Origin of the sequence: Vibrio aphrogenes (assembly GCF_002157735.2) — a bacterium.
Classification (GTDB): Bacteria; Pseudomonadota; Gammaproteobacteria; order Enterobacterales; family Vibrionaceae; genus Vibrio; species Vibrio aphrogenes.
Genome location: NZ_AP018690.1, coordinates 652343 through 678561 on the forward strand (window position 1 = coordinate 652343; position 26219 = coordinate 678561).

25 protein-coding genes are annotated in these 26219 nt (G+C 42.2%); 15 read left to right on the forward strand and 10 right to left on the reverse strand.

Features of this window, described 5'->3' with window-relative positions; translation table 11 throughout:
- Positions 1-90: 90 nt before the first annotated feature.
- From VCA1004_RS14175 to puuE, 4 genes are all read right to left on the reverse strand, one after another.
- Positions 91-1350 carry a urate hydroxylase PuuD gene (locus VCA1004_RS14175; protein ID WP_086981087.1) on the reverse strand — a complete coding sequence of 420 codons (1260 nt, stop codon included), beginning with the start codon at positions 1348-1350 and terminating at the stop codon, positions 91-93.
- A gap of 97 nt (positions 1351-1447) precedes the next feature.
- Positions 1448-1978 (reverse strand): ureidoglycolate lyase, encoded by a 531-nt coding sequence (locus VCA1004_RS14180; protein ID WP_086981088.1) that lies wholly within the window; start codon positions 1976-1978, stop codon positions 1448-1450.
- Between the two features lie 114 nt (positions 1979-2092).
- Entirely contained in the window at positions 2093-2608 is a 516-nt protein-coding gene (gene uraD, locus VCA1004_RS14185; RefSeq protein ID WP_086981089.1) for a 2-oxo-4-hydroxy-4-carboxy-5-ureidoimidazoline decarboxylase, read from the reverse strand.
- 108 nt (positions 2609-2716) lie between these two features.
- Positions 2717-3637, reverse strand: a complete 921-nt coding sequence (gene puuE, locus VCA1004_RS14190) for an allantoinase PuuE (RefSeq protein ID WP_086981090.1) — start codon at positions 3635-3637, stop codon at positions 2717-2719.
- Between the two features lie 437 nt (positions 3638-4074).
- Here puuE and uraH point away from each other — a divergent pair, with 437 nt between their 5' ends.
- The 9 genes from uraH (at position 4075) to artM (ending at position 14196) form a co-directional block, all read left to right on the forward strand.
- Positions 4075-4428: a hydroxyisourate hydrolase gene (gene uraH / locus VCA1004_RS14195; protein WP_086981091.1), complete on the forward strand. Its 354-nt coding sequence runs from the start codon at positions 4075-4077 to the stop codon at positions 4426-4428.
- Positions 4429-4751: 323 nt separating this feature from the next.
- Positions 4752-6098 carry an NCS2 family permease gene (locus VCA1004_RS14200; RefSeq protein WP_086981092.1) on the forward strand — a complete coding sequence of 449 codons (1347 nt, stop codon included), beginning with the start codon at positions 4752-4754 and terminating at the stop codon, positions 6096-6098.
- A 275-nt stretch (positions 6099-6373) separates the two neighbouring features.
- Complete coding sequence (locus tag VCA1004_RS14205) at positions 6374-7375, forward strand: substrate-binding domain-containing protein (protein WP_086981093.1); 1002 nt, start codon at positions 6374-6376, stop codon at positions 7373-7375.
- A gap of 232 nt (positions 7376-7607) precedes the next feature.
- Complete coding sequence (locus VCA1004_RS14210; RefSeq protein WP_086981094.1) at positions 7608-9239, forward strand: sodium/sugar symporter; 1632 nt, start codon at positions 7608-7610, stop codon at positions 9237-9239.
- A gap of 109 nt (positions 9240-9348) precedes the next feature.
- Positions 9349-10803, forward strand: a complete 1455-nt coding sequence (locus VCA1004_RS14215; RefSeq protein ID WP_086981095.1) for a DUF294 nucleotidyltransferase-like domain-containing protein — start codon at positions 9349-9351, stop codon at positions 10801-10803.
- Positions 10804-11249: 446 nt separating this feature from the next.
- Positions 11250-11978, forward strand: coding sequence for an arginine ABC transporter ATP-binding protein ArtP (gene artP / locus VCA1004_RS14220; RefSeq protein WP_086981396.1), 729 nt, complete (start codon positions 11250-11252; stop codon positions 11976-11978).
- An 81-nt stretch (positions 11979-12059) separates the two neighbouring features.
- Entirely contained in the window at positions 12060-12794 is a 735-nt protein-coding gene (locus tag VCA1004_RS14225) for a lysine/arginine/ornithine ABC transporter substrate-binding protein (protein WP_086981096.1), read from the forward strand.
- A 17-nt stretch (positions 12795-12811) separates the two neighbouring features.
- Positions 12812-13519 carry an arginine ABC transporter permease ArtQ gene (artQ, locus tag VCA1004_RS14230; RefSeq protein ID WP_086981097.1) on the forward strand — a complete coding sequence of 236 codons (708 nt, stop codon included), beginning with the start codon at positions 12812-12814 and terminating at the stop codon, positions 13517-13519.
- Positions 13520-13521: 2 nt separating this feature from the next.
- Positions 13522-14196, forward strand: coding sequence for an arginine ABC transporter permease ArtM (gene artM, locus VCA1004_RS14235; protein ID WP_086981098.1), 675 nt, complete (start codon positions 13522-13524; stop codon positions 14194-14196).
- Positions 14197-14418: 222 nt separating this feature from the next.
- Here artM and VCA1004_RS14240 read toward each other — a convergent pair whose 3' ends face one another.
- The 4 genes from VCA1004_RS14240 to cysP form a co-directional block, all read right to left on the reverse strand.
- Positions 14419-15549, reverse strand: coding sequence for a sulfate/molybdate ABC transporter ATP-binding protein (locus VCA1004_RS14240; RefSeq protein WP_086981099.1), 1131 nt, complete (start codon positions 15547-15549; stop codon positions 14419-14421).
- Positions 15546-16415 (reverse strand): sulfate ABC transporter permease subunit CysW, encoded by an 870-nt coding sequence (gene cysW / locus VCA1004_RS14245; RefSeq protein ID WP_086981100.1) that lies wholly within the window; start codon positions 16413-16415, stop codon positions 15546-15548. Before cysW ends, VCA1004_RS14240 begins: the two co-directional genes overlap by 4 nt.
- 9 nt (positions 16416-16424) lie before the next feature.
- Positions 16425-17276, reverse strand: a complete 852-nt coding sequence (gene cysT / locus VCA1004_RS14250) for a sulfate/thiosulfate ABC transporter permease CysT (RefSeq protein WP_086981101.1) — start codon at positions 17274-17276, stop codon at positions 16425-16427.
- 77 nt (positions 17277-17353) lie between these two features.
- Positions 17354-18355 (reverse strand): thiosulfate ABC transporter substrate-binding protein CysP, encoded by a 1002-nt coding sequence (cysP, locus tag VCA1004_RS14255; protein WP_086981102.1) that lies wholly within the window; start codon positions 18353-18355, stop codon positions 17354-17356.
- Positions 18356-18563: 208 nt separating this feature from the next.
- Between cysP and cysM the strand changes: the two genes are divergently transcribed.
- From cysM to VCA1004_RS14275, 4 genes are all read left to right on the forward strand, one after another.
- A complete protein-coding gene (cysM, locus tag VCA1004_RS14260; protein WP_086981103.1) occupies positions 18564-19454 on the forward strand; it encodes a cysteine synthase CysM in 891 nt (296 codons plus the stop codon).
- 770 nt (positions 19455-20224) lie between these two features.
- Entirely contained in the window at positions 20225-20674 is a 450-nt protein-coding gene (locus tag VCA1004_RS14265; protein WP_086981104.1) for an ATP-dependent zinc protease family protein, read from the forward strand.
- The gene (rimK, locus tag VCA1004_RS14270; protein ID WP_086981105.1) at positions 20674-21579 is read left to right on the forward strand and encodes a 30S ribosomal protein S6--L-glutamate ligase; all 906 of its coding nucleotides are present in this window, start codon (positions 20674-20676) and stop codon (positions 21577-21579) included. Before VCA1004_RS14265 ends, rimK begins: the two co-directional genes overlap by 1 nt.
- Positions 21539-22678 (forward strand): succinylglutamate desuccinylase/aspartoacylase family protein, encoded by a 1140-nt coding sequence (locus tag VCA1004_RS14275; RefSeq protein ID WP_408646912.1) that lies wholly within the window; start codon positions 21539-21541, stop codon positions 22676-22678. Before rimK ends, VCA1004_RS14275 begins: the two co-directional genes overlap by 41 nt.
- 167 nt (positions 22679-22845) lie before the next feature.
- Here the strand turns inward: VCA1004_RS14275 and ppnP are convergent, their stop codons facing one another.
- Positions 22846-23127: a pyrimidine/purine nucleoside phosphorylase gene (gene ppnP / locus VCA1004_RS14280; protein WP_086981106.1), complete on the reverse strand. Its 282-nt coding sequence runs from the start codon at positions 23125-23127 to the stop codon at positions 22846-22848.
- A 334-nt stretch (positions 23128-23461) separates the two neighbouring features.
- On the opposite strand from ppnP, the gene VCA1004_RS14285 reads away from it, so the two are divergent.
- Together VCA1004_RS14285 and yjeH are read left to right on the forward strand one after the other, a co-directional pair.
- On the forward strand, positions 23462-24418 hold the full coding sequence (locus VCA1004_RS14285; RefSeq protein WP_086981107.1) for an AEC family transporter: 957 nt from the start codon (positions 23462-23464) through the stop codon (positions 24416-24418).
- Positions 24419-24451: 33 nt separating this feature from the next.
- Positions 24452-25732 carry an L-methionine/branched-chain amino acid transporter gene (gene yjeH / locus VCA1004_RS14290; protein ID WP_086981108.1) on the forward strand — a complete coding sequence of 427 codons (1281 nt, stop codon included), beginning with the start codon at positions 24452-24454 and terminating at the stop codon, positions 25730-25732.
- Here the strand turns inward: yjeH and VCA1004_RS15310 are convergent.
- Entirely contained in the window at positions 25722-26219 is a 498-nt protein-coding gene (locus VCA1004_RS15310; protein WP_232012686.1) for an MATE family efflux transporter, read from the reverse strand. The genes yjeH and VCA1004_RS15310 overlap by 11 nt on opposite strands.

The window sequence follows — 26219 nt, forward strand, 5'->3', positions numbered from 1 at the left end:
ACTGCTTTTTAAAATCCGTTACAAATAACAAAAGGCACCCGAAGGTGCCTCTATAAAGGTAGGGATGATGCAAATAAACATCACATGTTGTTAGATATTTGCCCCTTCATTTACCCATTTCACCACTAAATCACGTTCTTCATCGGTCATTTTGGTCAAATTCCCCAATGGCATTACGCGGGTCTGTATTTGTGACTGAATGCGAGGTGCGTTGACACGGATCTCTTCCGGTGTGTCTAAAATCACACCAGCAGGCGCCGTGGCAAACATATTGCTCGTTGGATTAGCAGAATGACATTCAACACAGCGATCATTCATGATTTTTTGTACTTGAGAAAAAATCGAATTATCCGCATGAGTTGATTCATTTGCCGCTTGTGTCGTTTCAGCTGTCGCCGCTGCAGAAGCTTGCTCTTGTTGCTGAGCAACTGGTGCTGCTGGCTCAGAGAAGGTTGGCATTTTGTTAGAGGTAACAAAGGCTAAACTTATCATGCCTAACACTGCAACTGGCACCGCCCAAGCAAATTTTTGGCTGCCATGACGAGTATTAAAGTAGTGACGAACTAAAATACTGAACACCGCTAAACCTGCTAAAATTAACCAGTTATATTCAGAACCATAAGTGCTTGGGAAGTGGTTACTGATCATAATAAATAACACAGGTAGTGTGAGATAGTTATTATGACGTGAACGCAACAGCCCTTTTGCAGGTAGACGCGGATCTGGCTCAGTGCCTTCTTCAATCGCTTTTACTAAATTACGCTGCGCTGGCATGATCACAAAGAATACGTTACCCACCATGATCGTACCGATGATGGCACCCACATGAATATACGCTCCGCGGCCACTGAATACTTGGCTAAGACCATAAGAAGCGCCCACCAAACACACAAACAAGACGAAACCTAACAGCATTGGTTTTTTGCCTAAGGCAGAATCACACAATAAAGTATAAATCACCCAACCAGCAATCAACGAACCCACACCAATACCAATTGCCGTGCCAACACCCATCTCAGAGCCTGGTGCGATCAGATAGATATTCGCGTTAAGGTAGTACACAACCGCCAGTAGCAAAACACCAGTAATCCATGTGAAGTAAGCTTCCCATTTAAACCAATGAAGGTTATCTGGCATTTGTGGTGGAGCTAGCTTGTATTTTTCAAGGTGATAGATACCACCACCATGAATCGCCCATAAGTCACCTGACAATCCTGTTTTTGGGTTCACACGATTGAGGTTGTTCTCTAACCAAACGAAATAAAATGATGCACCTATCCACGCGATACCCACGATCATGTGCACCCAGCGAATTGCAAGATTGAGCCATTCGGTAATATGCGGATCCATAATTTTCTCCTTAACTTTTCCATGTCTAGAATAAATCGGGATATGGTGAACCGAGTTATTCTTAGAAGACTACGCTAGATAACTTTTGTCTATGCCTTTAACTCTTCGGCAAGTTATCCAGTGACAAGATGACTTTCGTTGATGGTTCAAAATGCACTTCATCGCAGTTATGCCCTTCTCCACCACGGTCAATGATTAAAAATTGATCCTCTGGTTGTAAGGCTAATACTGGATGGTGCCAAACCCCTTTGTGATAATTGACACCTTGACGCCCATTACTCAAAAATGCTCGTAATCCTTCTGGTTGCAAATTTTCACCTTTTTCAGCCACTACAATTAAATAAGGATGACCGAGTAAAGGAATAAAAGCTTGAGAGCCCAAAGGATGACGCTCCATCATTTGAATGGTTAATGGGTACGCTAAAGGGGTAGCCTGAAAAATACTGATAATGGGCACACCACCGTTATCGGCCACATCCACATCCGCCATGCGATGATAGCGACGAGTGGAACCATTGTTGATCATAAAATAGTCGCTGACTTCTTTATCGATCACATCACCAAAAGGCTGAAAAGCTTCTTTAGTTAATGGTTCGACTTCTAATGAAATTATGGTGTCTACAGTCATGTTATCCCTTCCGTTATTTTTTGGCTGATTGAGGTAAGTTAGTTGCAAATGAAATGAAATTTCAAAAATCTAACGTCCCTTCGTGTTCAGACAGTCCTCATTCCCTTTTATGATTTACATGTCTTGCAGGCGAAACAAAGCGATCTTATTGATCTGAGCAACCGCAGTTGCAAATTCTGTTTCTTTATCATTGTGGATCCTCTCAGCAAACGATGCCAAGATCTGGTGACGATTCGCCCCTTTTACCGCCATGATAAAAGGAAACTGAAAACGTGCTTTATAACGTTCATTAAAATCGGTAAATTGCGCAAATTCTTCTGGTGTACATTGACTGATCCCAGCACCGGCCTGCTCTGAGGTTGATGCAGCGGTCAGTTCACCATTAATGGCGGCTTTCCCTGCTAAATCCGGGTGCGCATTAATTAAATCTAATTGTTCTTGAGGGCTTGCCTGCAGCATGGTTTGGGACATGGCGGCATGCAACTGCTCAATTTCATCGGCTGTCGCATCTAAGCCTTGATCAAAAGTACGCTCAGCAACCCATGGACTGTGCTCATAAATATCAGCAAAGGTTTCCACAAATTGTGCTTTGTTCATTTGGCTTGGTTTACAGGTTTTAAATAATGCCACGATTGCTCCCTCTTTCACTATTTGCATTGACTCGCAGATTGGCTTCCAGTCACGTTACTGCGGTTCATTCATCGACTGTTCATTCATGCTCTATTGTGATGATGTGGTTTATTTGAGCATGTCTGGATGGGGATGGCATTCATGCCAATGTTTCGCAATATCAATTCTGCGACATACCCATACTTTGTCATGTTGCTGCACATATTCCATAAAGCGTTTTAATCCTTGAATACGTGCTGGGCGACCAATCAAACGACAATGTAAGCCCACTGACATCATTTTTGGAGTCTCCGCCCCTTCTTCATACAAGGTATCAAACGCATCTTTTAAATATTGGAAGAATTGCTCACCCGTATGAAAACCTTGATTCGTGGCAAAGCGCATATCATTGGTATCTAAGGTATATGGAATCACCAATTGAGGCTTTGGTCCTTCGGTATGCCAATACGGAAGATCATCATCATAGGCATCAGAGTCATATAAAAAGCCGCCTTCTTCAGCCACTAATTTACGGGTATTGACACCATTTCGACCGGTATACCAACCATAAGGACGCTCGCCGGTAATTTCTTTGATCACGTTAATAGCTTTATACATGTGCTCACGTTCGGTCTCGAGATCGATTTTATGGTAGTCCAACCAACGATAACCATGACTGCAAATTTCATGCCCTGCTTTTACCATTTCTTTAATCACGTCAGGATGGCGTTCTGCCGCCATACCAACCACAAATGCAGTTAGAGGATAATTAAATTGCTCAAAAAGCTTTAAAATACGCCAAACTCCAGCACGGCTACCATATTCATAAATGGATTCCATACTAATGTGGCGAGCATTAGGAAAAGGTTGCGCCCCAATAATTTCTGATAAAAATGCTTCTGATTCTTCATCACCATGCAAGGTACAACGTTCGCCACCTTCTTCATAATTCAGTACAAATGACACTGCCACTCGGGCTTCATTCGGCCACTGTACTTGAGGTAGCTCTTTCCCATATCCGATTAGGTTACGTGGATATTCACCGCTCATGAACCTCTCCTTATTCATCATCCTTGATTCAAATTCCCCGATGTCTTTCCTATCAAAGTGTCATATCGGTTTTAATGAACAACATAATCTTTGTTTTATTGATTGTATACAATTATTAAAACATCGCAAATTATTTTGTTCACATCTTGTTAACTTGCGCACCTTTCCGCGTTTTAGTCACTAAAAACTGACTATCAAGTCAAGAAAGTGAACTTTTTTTCAAAAAAACTAGCACGCTTATCTCTGATGAATTTCTTTTTTAAATCATTACCATAATGGTGAGCATCTCTTTAAAGCCTAGCCTGTTGTTATGATCCAAAGCGAATTTTTTGCATCCTCAACTTTACCTAACACAATGTTGTGTACATAATTAAATTCATCTGTTCACATTTAGTTTACAACTTACTTTTATCTAACCACCAAAAGCAGAGACAATTATGGGAAAATTAACCACACATGTTTTAGACACGGCGAACGGACTGCCGGGCTGCGATATTCAAGTTGAACTGTTTCGCATCACTGAACAAGGCGCACAAAAAATAAAAACCGTCACCACCAACTTTGATGGTCGAACCGACTCGCCACTGTTAGATGGTGCCGATTTTGAAGCCGGTAAGTATGAACTCGTTTTCCATACTGCCCATTATTTCCAAAGCAAAGGCGTGACCCTAGATCAAGTACCATTTTTAGATGACATTTCGATTCGATTTGGTATTAATGATCAAGATAGTCATTATCATGTCCCTCTTCTTTGCTCTCCTTATAGCTTCTCGACTTATCGCGGCAGCTAAGCAAATCGATGAAATAGCCATTAGCCGTTAATGGTTTACTTACGGCTATTTCATCACTCATTTGCCCTTTCGTTTTACCCCACATGATTGAAGTTGAACTGAGGTAACGCCTTAACGCGACCTTATGAGCTTTGCTCGTCGTTATGATTGGAATATCACTTCTCATAGCCATCACAGCGTCAACCATAGGGCCTATTAATCGGTATGGAGAGCAGGATGTCCTCCAAGGCATCACGGCTAAATAAATAGGTCGTGTGCTTTCTATCTCAGCAAAGTCTCTTTTAGAGTTTGTAAGTAGATACCAAACCACAAGGAATAACAGCGTGGATAATTCAAACAGCAAAACCTTAACCGAAACATCACCAACACCAGCAGGGTTGCTCGAACGTTGGTTCAAACTAAAAGAGCATGGCACCACCGTTAAGTCTGAGATTATTGGCGGTTTGACCACCTTTGCAACCATGGCTTATATCATCTTTGTTAATCCCTCTATTATGGCCACCTCAGGAATGGATGCGGGGGCGCTGTTTGTCGCAACGTGTGTCGGCGCAGCAATTGGGACCTTACTAATGGCATTTTACGCCAATTGGCCGGTTGGCCTGGCTCCAGGTATGGGATTGAACGCTTTTTTTGCCTTTACCGTGGTCGGTGAGATGGGTTACAGCTGGCAAATCGCTTTGGGCGCGGTCTTGATTTCAAGTGTGTTGTTTGTGGTCATGAGTTACACCCGTTTAAGAGAATGGATCTTAGACAGTATTCCGCACAGCTTACGTTACTCAATGACCGCAGGTGTGGGGTTATTTCTCGGTTTGATAGGGTTAAAAACTGCCGGTATTGTAGTTGAGAGCCCAGCAACGTTAGTCTCATTAGGCGATTTCACCCAGCCGAGCGCAGTTCTAGCCGCCTTATGCTTTTTAATCATCAGTGTCTTAAGTGAGCGTAATGTGTTTGGTGCAGTATTAATCGGGATTTTTTCCGTCACACTGATCGGCTTTTTCATGGGCATCGTTGAATATCATGGCATTTTTGATACCCCACCAAGCCTTGCTCCTACCTTTATGGCAATGGATATCACCGGGGCACTTGAGCTCTCCATGGTCAGTGTGATCTTGGCGTTTTTGTTCGTCAATATGTTTGATACCGCAGGCACCTTAATGGGCGTAGCTCAGCGTGCCCATTTGATCGACCCAGAGACGGGGAAAATCAAAGCATTACGTAAAGCGTTAAAAGCCGACAGTATTGCCAGTGTGGCAGGCGCTTGCGTCGGTTGCCCCCCAGTGACCAGCTATGTAGAAAGTGCTGCCGGTGTCGCGGCAGGCGCAAGGACAGGTCTCTCTTCTGTGGTAGTTGGACTCCTCTTTATTGCCGCCATCTTTGTCTCACCGCTAGCGGGGATGATCCCAGGCTATGCCACAGCTGGCGCTCTAATTTATGTTGCCTTTGTTATGATGAGCAGTATGCAACACATTAAATGGAATGATTTTACCGATGCCGCTCCCGCCGCCATCACAGCTTTAATGATGCCGTTGACCTTTTCGATCGCCAATGGCATTGCTTTAGGCTTTATTACCTACACAGTATTAAAAGTGGCAACCGGTAAACAAAAAGAAGTCTCCATTTGTATGTACCTACTGACGGCTATTTTTGTCGCCAAGCTAGTGTTTATGTAACCAAGATAAAATAGGTTATGTTACCAAAGTAAGTTATGTAGCCTTTATATCTAAGCTCTAGTAAATACGCCAGCTCTCCCACCAGAAAAACAGGTTATCTCAGTACATAGAGACGCCTGTTTTTCTTTTGTTCTTTTATTCTTCTATTCTTTTCACTAATCTTTCCAGCCTTTCCTTGATGATTTAACTTTCTAATCATTGATTTTTTTATACCATTCGTTAAAGATCCAAGGTAAGTTAAACGTATACATCGACTTTTCACTCATAAGGCTCCCATGGCAACCATCAAAGATGTCGCAAAAGAAGCACAAGTATCCATCGCTACCGTCTCTCGGGTGATCAATAAATCTCCCAAGGCCAGCCAAACGTCCATTGAGGCGGTGACACTGGCGATGAAAAAATTAGGTTATCGACCTAACGCGGCAGCAAGAGCACTAGTCAATCAATCGTCACAAGCGATGGGAGTGTTAGTCGGTGATGTGTCTGACCCTTTTTTTGGTGCTATGGTCAAAGCCATCGATACGGTTGCGACTGCGCAAGGCAAACACTTATTAATTGGTAATGGCTTTCATTCAGCTCAAAAAGAACGTGAAGCGATTGAACTGTTAATTCACCATCGATGTGAAGCTTTGGTGATCCACAGTAAAGGATTAAGTAACGAGGAATTGATTGAATTTTCGAAAGAAATTCAAGGAATGGTGATCATTAACCGATTTATTCCTGAAATTGCTGAACGCTGTATTGCACTCGATAACATCAAAGGCTCTTATACCGCAACAGAGTTTCTGATCAAAAATGGTCACAAACATATTGGTTATATTTGCTCTAATCACGATATTGAAGATACCGAGCATCGAAAACAAGGCTACTTACAAGCGTTAAAAGATTATGGTTTACCTTATTCAGAGAATTACATCGATTATGGGCTTCCCAATGAAGCCGGAGGGGAAGAAGCCATGACCAATTTATTAACCAAAGGGTTACCTCTAACCGCCATTGCCACTTACAACGATTATATGGCTGCTGGCTGTTTATCGGTATTAGATGAAAATGGTATCCATGCGCCACACGACATTTCTATCGTTGGTTACGATAACACCATCATCTCACGATACCTACACCCTAAGCTCACGACCATGCACTATCCAATTCAACTGATGGCCGAAAAAGCCACGTTGCTAGCCTTGAGCCTCGCTAATAATCAGTTGGCTAAAGCCGAAACCAGCATGTATGTTCCCACCTTAGTAAAACGTTTATCAGTCAAGACTTTAGATTAAAAAACGAAATTTTCACTGTGTTCACCCTGTTCAAAAAAACAGCAAAACTCTGAACGTAACAATTTATTTCTAAGTTTTATCATTTGTGATTGTTATCACTTCCTCTCTCTAGGTAAACGTTTACACTCCGTATGCAAAATTGATAACCAAGGCATTTGATAAGCCATCATAACGTGAAGCAGGCTAGTCAAAGGTCAAGCATATAAACATAAAAAAATATAGGTTTGATACTATGTCGCATATAGAAAACGGGTTAGGTACCATCGACATTATGGTGTTTGCTATTTATGTAGCCATCATTATCGGTGTTGGTCTTTGGGTTTCCAGAGACAAAAAAGGGACGCAAAAAAGTACAGAAGATTACTTCCTTGCTGGTAAATCTCTTCCATGGTGGGCGGTGGGGGCATCATTGATTGCTGCCAATATTTCCGCAGAACAATTCATCGGGATGTCAGGTTCTGGCTTCTCAATCGGTTTAGCTATTGCCTCTTATGAATGGATGGCGGCCATCACATTAATCATTGTCGGTAAATACTTCCTGCCAATTTTTATTGAGAAAGGCATTTATACAATTCCAGAATTTGTTGAAAAACGCTTTAACAAAAATTTAAAAACGATCTTGGCGATATTTTGGATTGCACTTTATATCTTTGTGAATTTAACCTCCGTACTTTACCTTGGTGGTCTAGCACTGCAAACCATTCTAGGTATTCCATTGATGTACTCTATCATTGGCCTCGCTGTTTTTGCTTTAGTGTATTCCATTTATGGTGGTTTATCAGCGGTAGTGTGGACAGACGTTATTCAAGTATTCTTCCTTGTATTAGGAGGCTTATTAACCACTTACGTCGCCGTTGATTTTATTGGTGGTGCGGATGGATGGTTCAGCGGCTTAACTAAAATGGCAGATGCGGCACCGGGCCACTTTGAAATGATCTTAGATCAAAGTAATCCACAATACATGAACCTTCCCGGAATTGCGGTTCTGATTGGTGGCTTATGGGTGGCTAACCTGTATTACTGGGGCTTTAACCAATATATCATTCAACGTACATTAGCAGCTAAATCGGTTCCTGAAGCTCAAAAAGGTATTTTATTTGCTGCATTTTTGAAACTAATCGTTCCCTTCTTGGTAGTGATCCCTGGGATTGCAGCATATGTGATTACCTCATCACCGGAATTAATGGCCCAATTAGGCAACGTGGCAACCCATAACCTGCCATCCATGGCGCATGCGGATAAAGCTTACCCTTGGTTAACTCAGTTCTTACCTGTTGGCTTTAAAGGTATTGTATTTGCCGCCTTAGCTGCCGCTATTGTCTCATCACTTGCCTCAATGCTGAACTCAACCGCAACTATTTTCACCATGGATATTTATAAAGAGTACATCGCTCCAAATACAGGTGATCACAAACTGGTGAATGTGGGTCGTATTACGGCTATCGTATCACTGATCATTGCGTGTTTAATTGCACCAATGTTAAGTAACTTAGGCCAAGCCTTCCAATACATTCAAGAATATACTGGCCTTGTTAGCCCAGGGATCTTAGCGGTCTTCTTACTTGGCTTATTCTGGAAGAAAACCACCAGCAAAGGTGCGGTAACAGGTGTTGTACTTTCAATCCCATTTGCTTTGTTCCTAAAATTCATGCCATTAAACATGCCATTTATGGACCAAATGCTCTACACCTTGCTATTTACTATGGCCGTGATTGCTTTCACGAGTTTGAGCTCTTCGGAAAATGACGATGATCCAAAAGGGATCAGCCTAACCGCTTCCGTCTTCAAAACCGATTCAAGTTTCAACATTGCCGCTTATATCATTGTGATTATCCTTGCCGTTCTCTACTCAGTATTCTGGTAAGGTTCAGTATTTTTAAATAGCTTTAGCCTCATCTTCGGATGGGGCTATTGATAAATATTAGATTCCTTCAATTTTTATCAATAGCCTAACTCTTTGGGGATAGCACAGCATGAACTCTGAACGCCTACCGACAATGACCTCTTCAAGTCATCATTATTTTAAACCCTGTAGCGAGATTGCCAGCCAAAGAATCGTGACGGTGCAAGCGCATGAATCCATCCAAGCGGTTGCCCATAAAATGAGGGATATTGTCGGTGTCTCTTGTGCGTTTATTGTTAATCAATCGAATCAATTAATCGGTATGATCACCGATAAAGACATGACTAAACGTGTAGTGGCGCAAGCAATTAATGTCACTCAACCTGTCAACCTCGTCATGACACAGCACGTTCATACAGTTTATCAAGATGAACTGGTGTTATCCGCGCTGCAAATTATGATGAAATTCAAAATTCAGAATATTCCGGTCATTAATGCCCAAAGACAAGTTACTGGATTAATTACCCCACATCATTTAGTCCAAAAAAACAGTGTTCAAGCCATCTTCTTAATCGATAGGATCCATCGTGCTGACTCACTTGCCAAATTAATAAAGCTCTCAGAAGAGCGTAATCAAGCTTTCGAAGGAATCATGGATGTCAGTCCAGATCCAACGCTAATCGGCCAAGTATTAACTATGATTTACGATGCTTTTAATTATCGATTAATCGAATTGGCAATTGAAAACTTTGGCTCGCCTCCTTGTGAATTTTCTTGGATTGTTGCCGGCTCTCATGCGAGAAGTGAAGTGCATTTAGCTTCCGATCAAGATAATGCTTTGATCTTAGACGACCATGCTACTGAGTCGGATCGCGTTTATTTCCAACATTTAGCTATGTATGTCTGCAAAGGGCTATCGGAACTGGGGTATCGCTTATGTGAAGGCCGTTTCATGGCAATTACTCCACAATGGTGTCATAAGCAATCCATATGGAATGAATATTTCAGAAAATGGAGTACTAATCCTGAATACGATTTGTTGCTCAACTTAAATGTTTTTATGGAGATTCGACACCTTTATGGCAATCAAAAGATATTTGAATCCGTTAATGCTACTCGCCATCAATACATCACCAATAACCCACATCTTACTGTCGCCTTAGTACGCAATGCCTTACGGACTCGCCCTCCCTTGGGTATTTTTCAACATTTAATCCTAGAAAAAGACGAACAAGATCATAAAGTTCTTAATATCAAAAAAGCAGCCATCAGTTGTATTGTTGACTTGGCACGCATTTACAGTTTGATGAACAACACACTGCGCCTTAATACACATGAGCGTATTCAAGAGCTTTATGCCAACGGCACCTTAAATCAACAGACTTATCAAGATTTAATTGAAACCTATCAATATGTGAACCAATTACGTTACCAACATCATCTCAATGCTATTCATACTGACTTGCCGGTCAATAACTTACTGCAACCCGATCAGTTTGGCAGTTTTGAGCGTCAACACTTAAAAGATGCTTTTCGAATCATCACCAACTTTCAGGATTTGATTAAAATGAAATTTGGTCGTTAATATGACGGATGAGCTTATGTCACTCCCATACAATGTAGAAATTATCATATAACAAGAAATGGCATAATTAAGCGTTTCTATTCCTCACACGTTTAAGTCACTTCTCCCACACTTGATAAGGATTAATGATCTTAAATGGTCAGTGCCTTTCATACCAACGCTGAATTGCTAGTTGATTCATAATAAGAAATGATAACTCTCTCACCAATTTTCGTCTTTTAAATCAGCAAAAACTCATATTGAGCTATAGTAGCCACGCAAACTTATATTCGCGCAAGAAATCATTGACGCAAGAAACTATTCACTCAAAAAATAATAGATTCTTCCTTAACAGCACATCAAACAGCTTAATCTGCTCATAATGTGATTTTATATACATTTTTCTTGCATAAAATAACACTTTCATTAGTATATCTACCTAGTGAAAATAAATGCAGACTGTAGGCATGACTATTCAAATTTCAAACATTAATAAGTTTTATGGCACCAACCAAGTATTACACGATGTCAGTTTTCATTGTGAGGCTGGCGATACTTTGGTGCTTTTAGGTCCAAGTGGCGCAGGTAAAAGCTCATTATTACGAGTCTTAAACTTATTGGAAATGCCTAACAGCGGCACTTTAAATATTGCCACTCAAACTTTCGATTTTTCTGAGCCAGTTTCCGAAAAGCAAGGCATGATCTTACGTAAAAAGGTCGGCATGGTATTTCAACAATACAATTTATGGCCTCACATGAGCGTGTTAGATAATTTAATCGAAGCGCCGGTTAAAGTGGCTGGTATGGGTAAGGCTGAGGCCAAACAAGAAGCGCTGCAAATCTTAACCCAATTGCAGCTCGCTGATAAAGCCGATGCTTGGCCATTGCAGTTGTCAGGCGGACAACAACAACGTGTTGCAATTGCTCGGGCCTTAATGATGAAACCTGAAGTGTTATTGTTTGATGAGCCAACCGCGGCTCTCGACCCTGAGATCACCTCTCAAGTCGTCAATATTATTAAAGATTTAAGTCAAACCGGCATCACACAAATTATCGTGACTCATGAAGTCGATTTTGCTAAAAAAGTAGCCAGTCATTTGCTCTATCTTGAAAAAGGCCATGTAATTGAATATGGAGATAATAGCCATTTCACTCAGCCACAATCACAAGCGTTTGCAGATTACTTAAAGCACTAACGTCATACACTAATAATAAAAATGAAGGTAACCTCTTGGTTAACCAATATTTTAAATCACAGATATAAATGGAGTTATACAATGAAAAAAATTCTACTCGCGAGCATCATTGGCCTAATGTCTACCCATGCTCTGGCTCAAGAAGAAATAAAATTCGCAACTGAAGCCACCTATGCCCCTTTTGAATACATGGACGATAATAACCAAATTCAAGGTTTTGATATCGATCTGGCTAACGCACTATGTGAAGAAATGAAAGCGACTTGTACTTTCCAAAACCAAGCCTTTGATAGCTTAATTCCTGCACTTAAGTTCAAGCGTTATGATGCGGCTATCTCAGCTATGGACATTACGGATGCTCGTCTTGAGCAAGTCAGCTTTACTAATGCTTACTATGACAACGCCGCTGCTTTTGTTTCAGTTAAAGGCAAAGTCGCTAATTATAAAGAATTAGAAGGCAAACGTGTTGGGGTGCAAAATGGTTCAACTCACCAAAGCTATTTAGTTGAGCAAATGCCAGGTGTTACCGCTATTCCTTATGCAAGTTATCAGGATGCCTTTATCGACATGCAAAATGGCCGAATTGATAGCGTATTTGGCGATACAGCGGTTGTGGCTGAATGGTTCAAAAAAGACTCGAACTTAGCTTACGTTGGCAAACCTGTGACTAACACCAGCTACTTTGGTAATGGTTTTGGGATCGCCGTCAATAAAGATAATCAAGCATTGGTTGATCAATTGAATGCCGCTTTAGATAAAATTAAGCAAAATGGTCAATATAAAGCGATCTTCGATAAATACTTTGCTAGCAAATAATAAGTGGTCTTAAATAAGTGATGTTCTCAGGTTACTCTCTTGCGTTAATTAACGCGAGCTGGCTGACAATTCAGTTAGCGTTTACCAGCCTTGCGGTAGGTTTGGTTCTTTCAATGATATTTGCAAGTGGCGAAATGTCGCGCTTTAAATTGATCTCTTGGCCAACCACCGCTTTAGTAACTGTCATTCGAGGGTTACCTGAGTTATTAGTTGTTCTCTTCATCTTTTTTGGTTCTAGTCAGATCCTCTTTTATCTGACGGGAGACTTTATTGAAGTCAGCCCATTTTTATGTGGGGTGATTGCTTTATCGCTTATCTTTGCGTCTTATGCCGCGCAGACGTTACGTGGCGCACTAAAAGCCGTACCGAAAGGACAAAGAGAAGCCGCCATTGCATTAGGTTTACCTAAATCACGAGCCTTTATTCGTATCATTTTACCGCAAGCGGTTCGTCATGCGTTACCTGGTTTGACTAACCAATGGCTCGTATTGCTTAAAGATACCGCATTAGTGTCATTGATTGGTGTCACCGATCTACTCAAACAAGCCCAACTCACCTCAGCAGCAACTCATCAAAGCTTTACTTGGTACGCAACGGCTGCGGCTGTTTATCTGATCATTACGCTTATCACCCAGCGTGTCATTGCAAGGCTGAATAAAAAGTATCAATTACAAGAAGCCAATATGGTTGATAATAATAAGAAAAAACAGCCGGTAGGAGCCTAATCATGAATCAACAACATATTTGGCAACTACTCGAAGGCTTACAAACCAGCTTAGAATTGACCTTTGTGTCATTACTGGTTGGCTGTAGCCTATCGTTACTGATGACCATGACCTTGATTGTACGCTTACCCGTCATTCACTGGTTTAGTCGTGCCATTATTACGTTATTTACTGGTACGCCATTATTAGTACAGATCTTTTTAATCTATTATGGCCCAGGTCAATTTGAATGGCTGCGTAATAGCTTTTTATGGGATTGGTTACGTGAGCCTTGGTTCTGCGCTATGTTAGCACTGGCGCTAAATACTGCCTCCTATAGTACCCAGTTATTCAAAGGCGCTTTTGATGCCATTCCATCGGGCCAATGGCAAGCGTGTCGAGCACTAGGTATGAGCACCAAAACCACTTTAGGTGTGTTACTTCCTTACGCCATTCGCCGGGCAATTCCAGCTTATTCTAATGAAGTGATTTTAGTATTTAAAGGTACGTCACTGGCGAGCACTATCACGATTATGGACTTGATGGGCTATGCTCAACGAATTAATGCTCAAACCTACGATACCTTAACCGTATTCGGCATGGCAGGCGCTTTTTACCTTATCGTCAATGGGATGTTATCGTTACTCTTTCGCAAAATAGAACAAAAAGTACTGGCATTTGAGTCCCAAAGCCATTGATGATTTAAAGAGAACCTTGTAAAAACACTTTGAAAGAAAAGCGAGCTCACGTGAGGAGCTCGCTTTTTTGTCGGGATTAATACCAATTACACTCATTAGAAGATCAGAAATTGCGTAGGAAAAAGGCTTGAGAACCAGACATTAATTTTCTGGCAAGTCGTAGCTCTACAGTCAACTTCTTGGTAAATGAAAGTAAATAACCTCAGTTAAGATTAAATAACATCATATATCAAACATCAAATTCCCTGGTGCGAGGAATGGCCAACGTAATACGGTAGGCTCACCTTGCTCGTCATCGCCAAAGAAATACCCGACTTGAGGCGTCGCATAAACCGCATCACCACGCTTAAAAGAATGTTCATTTAACGTTTGGTGCGACAGCTTCGCTTCCCAGATCTCGTTACTTTCCCAGCCAAGAGGTGATAATTCCACTCGCACTTCTGCACCAACGGGATTCACCGCTACCACCTGGCAAGGTAATGAAGCTTGGCTGTTTGGTTTGCTCGCTATACTTAACTCATGGCCACGAATATACAAAGAGCCATTCTTTTGCGTGCTTTCCATCTTAGGTGGCAAAATAAAGGCTTCTCCATTTTGCCACTGCTCATGATGCCAATTGGCTTGAAATTGATTGACGTTACCGAAGAAATCAAACACAAAGCGGCTATTGGGATGCGCATAAAGCTCTACGGGAGAATCCACTTGCTCTATTTTGCCGTTGCTCATCACCACCACACGATCAGAAAGCTCTAACGCTTCATCTTGATCATGAGTCACAAACACACTGGTAAAGCCGATTTCATCATGCAAATTACGTAACCAACGGCGCAGATCTTTGCGCACTTTAGCGTCCAAAGCACCAAACGGTTCATCCAGCAAGAGCACTTCCGGTTTGGTTGCCAACGCGCGAGCTAAAGCAATACGCTGTTTTTGCCCACCAGAAAGTTGTTCAGAATAACGTCCTGCAAGATGTCCAAGTTGCACGATTTCTAAAAGTTGTTTGACGCGTTGGTTGATTTCCGCTGCGTTAGGACGTACTGATCGTTCCATAACTTGTAAGCCAAATGCGACATTGTCTGCAACCGTCATGTGACGAAATAAGGCGTAATTTTGAAACACAAAGCCAACACGACGATCACGCACGTGCACATTGGTGACGTCTTTATCTCCAAAATGGATCGAGCCACTATTGGCATTTTCTAACCCAGCAATAATACGCAATAACGTAGTTTTACCTGAACCAGAAGGTCCTAACAACCCAATCATCTCACCGTTTTCAATGTCTAATGAGAGCGGTGACAATGCCTCAAATTTGCCAAATTGCTTGGAAATATTATTTAAACAGATACTCATAAATCACCTTGTTGCTTTTGTTGAGACTGCTGATCATTGATGTGATTTCGTTCTTGTCGCCACTCAACAAAGGCTTTCAAAATCAAAGTTAATAACGCAATAAATGCCAATAATGATGCGCTGGCAAACGCCGCTTCCGATTGATAGTCTTCATACAACAGCTGAACATGTAACGGTAAGGTATTGGTTTCACCGCGAATATTACCCGAGACTACCGCCACCGCGCCAAATTCACCAACCGCTCGCGCATTAGTTAAGATCACCCCATAAATCAGCGCCCATTTGATATTAGGCAGTGTTACACGACGGAATAATTGCCACCATGAGGCGCCTAAAATGACCGCAGCTTCTTCATCGGAACGCCCTTGTTGTTGCATCAATGGGATTAGCTCTCGTGCGACAAATGGGCAGGTCACAAACACAGTCACCAATACAATGCCGGGCCAGGCAAACATAATTTGTAAATCATGCTCAAATAGCCACTCACCGAGCCAGCCGCTGCTGCCATAAAGCAATAGATACAACAACCCTGCCACAACCGGTGATACTGCAAAAGGAATATCGATCAAGGTGATTAAAAACTTACGCCCCACAAACTCAAAACGCGTCACCGACCATGCCAGCATCACCCCAAACACTAAGTTAATTGGCACTGTCATTAAGGCCACAATCAATGTTAGGCCAATCGCATGTAGCGTATCGGGCTCACTCAAGTTGGTAAAATAAGTCGTGATACCACTAGCAAAGGCTTGCTGAAAGATGCTTAATAATGGAATGACTAACAAAATGGCCACGAAAAACAGTGCTAATGTAATTAAGCTCCATTTAACGAGCGGCTGCTCTCCAATCCGTGAAGGTTTCGACATCTTATCCCCTTACCTACCGTGAATGCGGCGTAAATAAGCGCCTTGCCATAAATTGATAACTAACAACAAAGATAACGAAGTTAACAACACAATCGAAGCAATCGCACTCGCCGCAGGAAAATCAAACTCTTGCAAACGCACAAAGATCATTAACGAGGTGATCTCACTGACATACGGCATGTTGCCCGCAATAAAAATCACCGCGCCAAACTCACCAAGACTGCGAGTAAAAGACAGGGCCACACCCACCAATAATGCGGGGCGCAAGGTTGGCATAATCACTTTACAAAAAACGGCCCAGTCAGAAGCGCCCAGCGTCATTCCCGCCTCTTCTTCCTCTTTAGAAATTTCTTCTAAGACCGGCTGCACTGTACGTACCACAAAAGGGATACTGGTAAATGCCATCGCGACAATAATCCCTAATGGTGTGTACGCCACTTGAATACCAACTTGCTCTAACACACTACCTAGCCAACCGGTACTTGAATACAGTGTGGCTAACGTGATCCCCGCCACTGCGGTCGGCAAGGCAAAAGGCAAATCCACCAAAGCATCTAAAATACGTTTACCCGGAAATTGATAACGAACCAATACCCAAGCCAATAACAACCCAAAGGCACCATTAAACAAAGAAGCAATAAAAGCTGACAACACGGTGACTTTATAACTTGCCACCACACGCGGATCAGCAATTACATACCAATATTCACCCAGCGTCATTCCTTTGGTTTGCATTACTAATCCGGTTGCAGGTAGCAATAAGATCAAGCTGACAAACAATAAAGAAATTCCCAAGCTGATGGTAAAACCGGGCAAGACCCGTTGCTGTTTTGGGCGAGAAAGTGCGTGAGTTCCGCTCATAAACCCTCAAATAACCAGTCAAAAATAGGATTCGTTACCCCTCAAACGAGCGGTAACGAAGTAGGATGTAAAATATATTAACGGCGTTGAAGCTGGTCGAGTTTTGCACCATTAGCAAATTGAGTTTTCATGGCGTTATCCCAACCACCAGCGATCTCTTCCACCGTCAGTAATTCCACTTCAGGGAAACGATCCGCAAACTCGGCTTTGACTTTTTCATCATGTACACGATAGTTAAAGCCCGCCAACATACGTTGTGCTTCTTCGCTATAAAGGTAAGACAGGTACTCAGTTGCGACTTCCGTGGTACCGTTACGTTTGGCATTTCGTTCAACGACAGCAACAGGAAATTCCGCTAAGATCGAGGTTTTAGGGACAACGACTTCATAATTATCTTCACCGTATTGTTTACGGATATTGTTCACTTCAGATTCAAATGTGATAAGCACATCGCCGATCTTGCGCTCTACAAATGAAGTGGTTGCACCACGGCCACCGGTATCAAATACGGCTACGTTAGCCAGCATTTTCTTCAAGAACGCATCTTGTTTAGCTTCATCTTGTTTACCAAAGGTTTTTTGGGCATAACCAAGGGCAGCAAGATAAGTATAACGAGCATTACCCGAGGTTTTCGGATTAGGGAACACCGAAGCCACACCTTCACGAGCTAAATCACCCCAGTCTTGGATATTTTTAGGATTACCTTTGCGAACTAAAAAGGCGGTAGTTGAATAATAAGGAGAGCTCGCATTCGGTAATTTGCTTTGCCAATCGGCGGGGATCAATTTGCCTTTATCGTGCAAGACTTGTACGTCCGTCACTTGGTTAAACGTCACCACATCAGCAGACAAACCTTGCAAAATTGAACGAGCTTGTGCGGAAGACCCACCATGGGATTGTTTAATTTCGATCGTTTTGCCCGTCTTCTCTTGCCAATGCTTTTCAAAAATAGGGTTATAGGTAGCGAACAATTCACGAGCAATATCGTAAGAAGAGTTCAATATGGTTTGATCGGCCGCTGAGGCGTTAAAGGAACCCGCAATCAATAAAGTTGTGAGTACGGTCTTGATTCGTTTCATGCTTCTGATACTCCTAATTCATTTGCCTAGATGGCATCCGTTGTTATCAGAGTATGTGGATAAGGTAACGATATCAAAGCTTATAAATAGAACGTTTTGGAATATTATCAAACAATAAATTGTATCGTTATTTTGAATATCACTTGTGTTCAGCTCTAGAATAACCACACAATATCATCTGAATCAATTTACCCGCAGAGGATTGCAAGTGTCTGAATTTCCAACGATTGAAGCTTATATTGGTCAAACACCTTTAGTTCGGTTGCAACGTCTTACCACAAGCAACCAAAGTACGGTGTTGGTCAAATTAGAAGGTAATAACCCAGCAGGTTCGGTCAAAGATCGTCCAGCCATCAATATGCTGACTCAAGCAGAAGCTCGCGGCAACATAAAACCGGGCGATACCATCATTGAAGCCACCAGTGGTAATACCGGTATTGCCCTTGCTATGGCCGCCGCCATTAAGGGTTATAAGATGATTCTTATTATGCCGGATAACTCCACCCAAGAACGTAAAGACTCAATGAAAGCTTACGGAGCTGAGCTAATTCTAGTCACCAAAGAACAAGGAATGGAAGGCGCACGCGACTTAGCCTTACAAATGCAAAGTGAAGGGAAAGGCATTGTCTTAGATCAATTCAACAATGCAGACAATCCCGACGCTCACTTTCATTCTACTGGCCCTGAAATTTGGCAGCAAAGTCACGGTAAAATCACGCATTTCGTGTCGAGTATGGGGACAACAGGCACTATCGTTGGAGTGTCTCGCTATTTAAAATCACAAAATCCCAATGTGTGCGTGGTAGGACTACAACCTGCTGAAGGCAGCGCCATTCCGGGGATCCGTCGCTGGCCACAACAATATTTACCCGGCATCTTTGATGACTCGACCATTGATCAAATCATGGATATTGACCAAAAATCCGCTGAAGAGACCGCTCGAGCCTTAGCGCGAAAAGAGGGTATTAGTGCTGGTGTAAGCTCTGGTGGAGCTGTTTTTGCCGCACTTGAAATTGCTCAAAAAAATCCTGGCTCTGTGGTGGTTGCCATTGTGTGTGACCGAGGAGACCGCTATTTATCTTCTGGCTTATTTTCTTAACATCTAAATAGCTTCTAAAAATCAGGAGCTCTTAAAAATAAGCACGAGCCATACGAACTTGCGCACCAAAAGGGCTCACCTTCCCCCATTTAGGTGCAGGCAACGTCAACATTGAACTGAAATCAAAACCAAAAAACCAATAAATAAAACAAAAACAATAAGTTAAAAAGTTGGCACGCATTCTGCTTTATCATAATTGAATACATGGCAGTATTCATGAAGCAATCATTCACAACTCTGTGGTTTATTGATTCATGTTATTTTCCTTTGAGGTTACCTTTCCCAATGATTTGGGAAAGGTTTTTTTTATCTAACCTCAACTGTGGGCAAGAGCCTCACAATAACAAGTTTAATCCTCTGATATAGGCAATAAAAATATCTATCAGCGACCTAAAGTGGATTCCTTTGTCTCAATGCCGCAATTGAGGATGGATAACAAGGCAAAATCATCACTCAATAGCTGACTATTGCTTTGATTTTAACGACGTTAGGCGCACACAGTGCTGTATTGAATGACTTCTAGTTATCTGCAGCTGAAGTTATCTATTACCTTGAATCAAGACAATTATTTTTATCGTAGAGATAAAAAGTTTTCACAAGACTGATAAAAAAATAATTGATAAATTCGCGCCCAAAATGCACCTATCCCATTAATCATTTGTTATAGTGAATACACTTACACTTTCTATGATTAATAGATAAAACTATTTCAGCATTCAAGCGCTCGTCATCATGAGCGTATTCATTACACCAATCTTAGCGATATACAAATGACACAAAAAATCATCGTAGGATGGCGGGAAATGCTTGCCCTACCTGAGCTTGGCATTGAACTGATCAAAGCAAAAATTGATACTGGAGCACGAAGCTCCTGCTTACACACGTTTAAAATTGAGCCCTTTCAAAAAGAGGGTGAATTATGGGTTCGCTTTTGGGTGCATCCTGAGCAAAAAAATACCGATTTCGTTAAAGAATGTACGGCTAAAGTCATTGACCAACGTACCGTCAAAGATTCAGGCGGACATGAAGAACAACGTTATGTCATCAAAACGATGCTAGCGTTTAATGGTGAACAATGGCCGATAGAAGTCACCCTCACCAATAGAGAAAATATGTTATTTAGAATGTTGTTGGGCAGAACGGCAATGCACCACCGTATTATTGTCGACCCTACCGCCTCTTTTTTAATTGCTTCACCTGAAACTAAGGATCACGATTAATGAAAATCGGAATTTTATCTCGTAACCGTTCTTTATACTCCACCAAGCGTCTCATTGAAGCCTGTCAGAGTCGTGGGCACGAAGTAAAAGTGATCGATGCTTTACGTTGTTATATGAACATCAATTCAGAGCAACCTGAAATTCACTTTAAAGGTGAAGAGCTGAAAGATTTTGATGCCATCATCCCTCGTATCGGTGCCTCTGTAACTTTTTATGGTACAGCAGTATTGCGTCAATTTGAGATGATGGGTGTCTACCCTGTCAATGAGTCCGTGGCGATCACTCGTTCACGTGATAAGTTGCGCTCAATGCAATTGTTATCTCGTAAAGGGATTGGCATGCCGATCACCGGTTTTGCAAGTAAACCTGATGATATTAAAGACTTATTAGACATGGTTGGCGGTGCACCTGTAGTGATTAAACTGCTAGAAGGCACTCAAGGTATTGGCGTCGTATTAGCTGAAACGCGTAAAGCGGCAGAAAGCGTCGTTGAAGCTTTCATGGGGTTAAAAGCCAATATCATGGTACAAGAATACATTAAAGAAGCAGGCGGCGCAGATATTCGCTGTTTCGTTATTGGCGATAAAGTCATTGCCGCCATGAAACGTCAAGCGGGTGAAGGTGAATTCCGTTCAAACTTACACCGTGGCGGTACCGCTTCTTTAGTAAGAATTACACCAGAAGAACGTAAAACCGCTGTTGCTGCAGCCAAAATTATGGGCTTAAATGTAGCGGGCGTAGATTTACTGCGTTCTTCTCGTGGGCCTTTAGTCATGGAGGTGAATTCCTCTCCAGGTCTTGAAGGTATTGAAGCTGCAACAGGGAAAGATGTTGCCGGCATGATTGTAGACTTTATTGAAAAGAATGCATCTGTTAAAGGAACTAAAACTCGTGGGCGTGGTTAACTCAAAGCGTGGCGATAAAAGAAGAGTAAAGAAAAACTCTCCTTTCGAATTTATGGGCCATACCGTACAAGCCGGTGAAAGAAAAGTACTCGAAATTGAAGCGGCGAAGCTCTATACCCATTCCCCGTTATCAATTCCGGTCGAAATTATTCATGGTAAACAAGCTGGCCCGATCCTGATGGTGAATGCGGCTATCCATGGTGATGAGCTCAATGGGGTTGAGATTGTTCGTCAATTAATTGAAAAAATTGATGCCGACAAGCTCAAAGGCACCTTAATTGCCGTTCCTATTGTAAACGTGTTTGGCTTTATCCATAAATCTCGTTATTTACCCGATCGCCGCGATTTGAACCGCTGCTTTCCTGGCTCAGAGAAAGGATCATTGGCCTCACGCATTGCCTATACCTTTTTTACCGATGTAGCCAAAAAAGCCGATTATATTATCGACTTACATACGGGAGCGATTCATCGAACCAACTTGCCACAAATTCGTGCTTGTTTGGATAACCATGAAACGCTGTTGATGGCCAAAGCCTTTGGTACGCCAGTTATTATCGATGCGGCCTTACGTGATGGTTCACTACGTGCTGAAGCAGAAAAATTTGGCACGCCAGTGTTGACCTATGAAGCCGGTGAAGCGCTACGTTTTGAACCGATTGCTATTAATGCTGGTATCCTTGGCGTACAACGTGTCATGCAAGCTTTAGGCATGCAACGTATGAGTCGTAAAAAAGTACCTGATTCGGTTATTGCGAAATCAACCAATTGGGTACGTGCGGAAAGTGATGGTATTTTACGTACCATGGTGACGCTGGGCGACCGCGTGAATAAAGGTCAAGTTTTGGCCTATATCAGCTCTCCGCTTGGTCATGAAGAAATCACCATGAACGCTCCCAAGGACGGCATTGTCATTGGTCAACAAACCTTACCATTGGTCAATGAAGGTGATGCGGTGTTCCACTTAGCTTACTTTACTGAAGATAATGATGAAGTTGGTGAAAAAGTGGAAAGTTACATCGATCAAGTCATTGAGCATGTCGAAGCCAAAGAAGAAAGTATCACTACTGGCTTTATTGCGGTGCCTAATCAAGACCGCTAATAAGAAGTCTTTGTGAGCCACTTTTGAATAAGGCTTCTAAGATTGCAAAAAGGCCAAGGAGAGATCCTTGGCCTTTTATTGATGCTCTTAAAGGCGATGTAATCGCTTAATCATTTCGGATGTCGCACCTGCGGGTTTCAGCTAAACGCGCGCAGAAAAGTAAGGCCTTAGAGGTATTCGCAAAGATAAGCGGTATCAACATCCACTTTAAGATCAAACGAGGCATTGCCAATCACATTAAATGATTCACCAGATTGATAAGTGATCCAGTCTTGTGTATTCGGCAGTTTTACCGTCAGCGCTCCTTTGATCACTGTCATACGCTCTGGGGCCGCCGTACCAAAAGTATATTCCCCAACAGCCATTACGCCGACACTGCTATCACCATCTTGCTGAGTAAAACCAAGTGACTTAACACTGCCTTCAAAATAAGTATTTTCTTTGATCATGTGTATATCCTTATGTGATCATTCAATGAGAAGCCATTGTTGTATCCAATCCCAAGCCAGACCTCAAGTATTATTTTGATATTTAGAAAGCGCTTCTACTCCAATCAATCCCTCTGATTGATTCATATCCTATCACCATCATCATTGGTCCTAGAATTAATTGATGGATTTATCGGTATGAACATTCTTTCTTGCCATTAAATATGATAAAACAAGCATAAATAGTTAGCAGGAAAACTATTTATCCCTTTTCACTCTCCTTTATTAATGGACACTATTCTTAGTTAAGGAAATAGTACGGCGAGTGGCTACTCTATCATTTTATGGATGAATCATGTCAGGCATTATTGAGCAATTTCTTTTTTCCGCCTCCATAACGGGCCCTATTTGTTTGATGTTATTACTGGGCGTCTTATTACGACGTCTGCAAATTATTAACGACAGCTTTATTGATATTGCTTCTAAGCTCGTCTTTAAGGTTACTCTGCCTGCCCTTTTGTTTCTTAGTATTATTCGTTCAGAATCCATCAGTGACAATAGTCTGTCTCTAGTGAGTTTTGCCGTTATTGCTAATATCGCTTTCTTTTTATTTTCGACCCTCACCGTCAATAGCTTGATGAAAGAGAGCAGTCAAAATGGGGTGATTATTCAAGGAGCCTTTCGCTCTAACACTGGCATTATTGGCTTAGCTTATGTGGCCAATGCTTATGGCAACGAAGGAGTTGCTTTAGCCGCAATTTATGTGGCCGCTGTAACCGTACTTTATAATATTTTAGCCGTGATCACTTTGTCGCCTAAAAGCCAAACAAACGATACTCACGCCTATAAAGTGATGCTGATTTCCATCCTAAAAAATCCATTGATCATTGCCATATTGCTCGCGTTTATGGTGCATGAGCTATCGATTTCTTTACCTCAAATGATCCTGCATACTGGACAATATTTTGCCAACATGACCCTACCATTAGCCTTGTTATGTACCGGAGGCTCTTTAAACATCAGTGAATTACGTCACGACAAAGCCGCCAATATCATTTCGAGCAGCTACAAACTGATTTTATGCCCACTATTATTAACCCTGGCTGGTTATTGGATGGGCTTTCAAGGGTTAGAATTAGGCATTATCTTTTTTATGAGCTCTGCGCCCGCCGCGGCCGCCAGTTATGTTATGGCACGAGCAATGGGAGGGAATGCGACCTTGGCCGCCAATATCATTGCACTAACCACAGTTGGTTCTATTCTCACCTGTACGTTAGGTATCGTTATTCTTTCCAGTTTTCAGTTAATGTAATCCTTCATCATTGGATGTAAGGCGAGTATCGTTATGAGCCAACAATTAAAAAAAGAAATTACTTTGCTTGGTGGGGTTGGGCAACTCTCCACGACATTATTAGGTACGGGCTTATTTATGATCCCAGCCCTCGCTGCAAATCTTGCCGGTGAATGGTCATTGTGGGCGTGGGTAATTTTATTGTTAGCGATCTGCCCAGTAGCACTGACTTTCGCCTTACTCGGCAAGCAATTTCCCAATGCGGGAGGAACTGCCTACTTTGTCAAACAAGCCTTTAACAGTAAAACTGAGCGCAGTGTCGCCTGGCTATTTCTCAGTGTTTTACCGGTTGGGCTGCCCGCCGCTTTAACGCTGGCCGGTGGATTTGGCAAAGCTTTATTACCCGATTGGCTAGCTCATCAATATCTTGCCGAACTCATTACTCTATTTCTTATCTTGAGCTTGACCTTATTAGGCAGTAAATCGTCTTCTCAATTTCAAGCCTTAATTGCTTTAAGTATTTTTGCGCTAGTGGCAGTCTTTTTCTGGCAAGGAAATATCCAACTGACAGATATTGCTATGCCTTCACTAAACCCTTCCGCCATCATGCCATTAGGAACCGCTTTAGCCGTGATGTTTTGGTGCTTTGTCGGTATCGAAGCATTTTCTCACATGGGAGAAGAATTTAAGAACCCGCAACGAGACTTTCCCATTGCCATCATTTTAGGCTGTTTTGTTGCCGGATTTATTTACTGGGCTTGTTCGGTAGTGATTTTAAAATTCCATGCCTTTGAACCCAATATTGCCGCGCACAGCTCCATTCCTTGGCTCAGCGAACAATTACTCGGTAATAAACTCGGCATTGTCATTACCGTCATTGGTTATTTTGCGTGTTTTGCCAGTATTAATCTGTATAGCCAAAGTATGATCAGGTTAGTCTGGGCACAAAGCCGTGACTATCAACCCACCAGCCGTCTTGCAAAACTGTCCCCTCGCGGTGTTCCGTCTTATGCGACTTATATGGTGGCTTTGGTGTTGTTTTTATCTATCTCATTTGGTCATATTGTTAACTTAGATCTTGAACTGCTCGTTAAGCTAGCCAACAGCGTCTTTGTGCTCCTGTACTTGTTAGCCATGGTGTCAGCGTTCCGATTACTCAGCGGGTGGGCAAAATATTTGGCCGGCTTCTCCACAGTTCTTTGCACCATCGTCTTCCTTTGTCTCGGTTGGAGCATGTTATATGCGGTGACTATTTTTGCCCTTTTGATGCTCCCTTGGGGACGTTGGCTACGAAAAAAAACACCGTTATCACCGAGTCAACACATCAGCGGCTAACCGATTCCATGGAAGAGTGAGTTAATCCTTGTTGTTTATTCCGGACATCGGCCCAGAGCATCGGAATGATAACCATCGATAGCACAACATTAGAAAGTGGCACACTTAACCAAATACCATCTAACCCCAACCATTGAGGTAAGAAGTACAAAAACGGTAGTTGAATTAAAATATTGCCCGCCGACACTAACAAAGCTTTCCCGCCTTGGTTAACCGACATAAAATAAACCGAGGTCACAAAGATGAAGCCATCTAGAGCGAGAGCAAATAAGTGCAGTCTCATCGCATGGGTGGTGGCATCAAATAGCGCCTGATCTTGGCGACTAAATAAACTCACCACCGCTTCTGGAAATAGGTTTAACCCTATCACCACCGTGACTCCAAGACACACCACCACCTTTAAGGCGATGGCTAGCACCGCAGCTACCTTGTCGCCTTGTTTGGCCCCAAAGAAATAACTTAATAATGGTTGTGCACCATTGGCAAT

Coding starts and splice junctions, on each gene's coding strand:
- VCA1004_RS14175 (WP_086981087.1), bottom strand. CDS start 1,350: ATGGATCCGCATATTACCGAATGGCTCAATCTTGCAATTCGCTGGGTG.
- VCA1004_RS14180 (WP_086981088.1), bottom strand. CDS start 1,978: ATGACTGTAGACACCATAATTTCATTAGAAGTCGAACCATTAACTAAA.
- puuE (WP_086981090.1), bottom strand. CDS start 3,637: ATGAGCGGTGAATATCCACGTAACCTAATCGGATATGGGAAAGAGCTA.
- uraH (WP_086981091.1), top strand. CDS start 4,075: ATGGGAAAATTAACCACACATGTTTTAGACACGGCGAACGGACTGCCG.
- VCA1004_RS14205 (WP_086981093.1), top strand. CDS start 6,374: ATGGCAACCATCAAAGATGTCGCAAAAGAAGCACAAGTATCCATCGCT.
- VCA1004_RS14210 (WP_086981094.1), top strand. CDS start 7,608: ATGTCGCATATAGAAAACGGGTTAGGTACCATCGACATTATGGTGTTT.
- VCA1004_RS14215 (WP_086981095.1), top strand. CDS start 9,349: ATGAACTCTGAACGCCTACCGACAATGACCTCTTCAAGTCATCATTAT.
- artP (WP_086981396.1), top strand. CDS start 11,250: ATGACTATTCAAATTTCAAACATTAATAAGTTTTATGGCACCAACCAA.
- VCA1004_RS14225 (WP_086981096.1), top strand. CDS start 12,060: ATGAAAAAAATTCTACTCGCGAGCATCATTGGCCTAATGTCTACCCAT.
- artM (WP_086981098.1), top strand. CDS start 13,522: ATGAATCAACAACATATTTGGCAACTACTCGAAGGCTTACAAACCAGC.
- VCA1004_RS14240 (WP_086981099.1), bottom strand. CDS start 15,549: ATGAGTATCTGTTTAAATAATATTTCCAAGCAATTTGGCAAATTTGAG.
- cysW (WP_086981100.1), bottom strand. CDS start 16,415: ATGTCGAAACCTTCACGGATTGGAGAGCAGCCGCTCGTTAAATGGAGC.
- cysT (WP_086981101.1), bottom strand. CDS start 17,276: ATGAGCGGAACTCACGCACTTTCTCGCCCAAAACAGCAACGGGTCTTG.
- cysP (WP_086981102.1), bottom strand. CDS start 18,355: ATGAAACGAATCAAGACCGTACTCACAACTTTATTGATTGCGGGTTCC.
- VCA1004_RS14265 (WP_086981104.1), top strand. CDS start 20,225: ATGACACAAAAAATCATCGTAGGATGGCGGGAAATGCTTGCCCTACCT.
- rimK (WP_086981105.1), top strand. CDS start 20,674: ATGAAAATCGGAATTTTATCTCGTAACCGTTCTTTATACTCCACCAAG.
- VCA1004_RS14275 (WP_408646912.1), top strand. CDS start 21,539: ATGCATCTGTTAAAGGAACTAAAACTCGTGGGCGTGGTTAACTCAAAG.
- ppnP (WP_086981106.1), bottom strand. CDS start 23,127: ATGATCAAAGAAAATACTTATTTTGAAGGCAGTGTTAAGTCACTTGGT.
- VCA1004_RS14285 (WP_086981107.1), top strand. CDS start 23,462: ATGTCAGGCATTATTGAGCAATTTCTTTTTTCCGCCTCCATAACGGGC.
- yjeH (WP_086981108.1), top strand. CDS start 24,452: ATGAGCCAACAATTAAAAAAAGAAATTACTTTGCTTGGTGGGGTTGGG.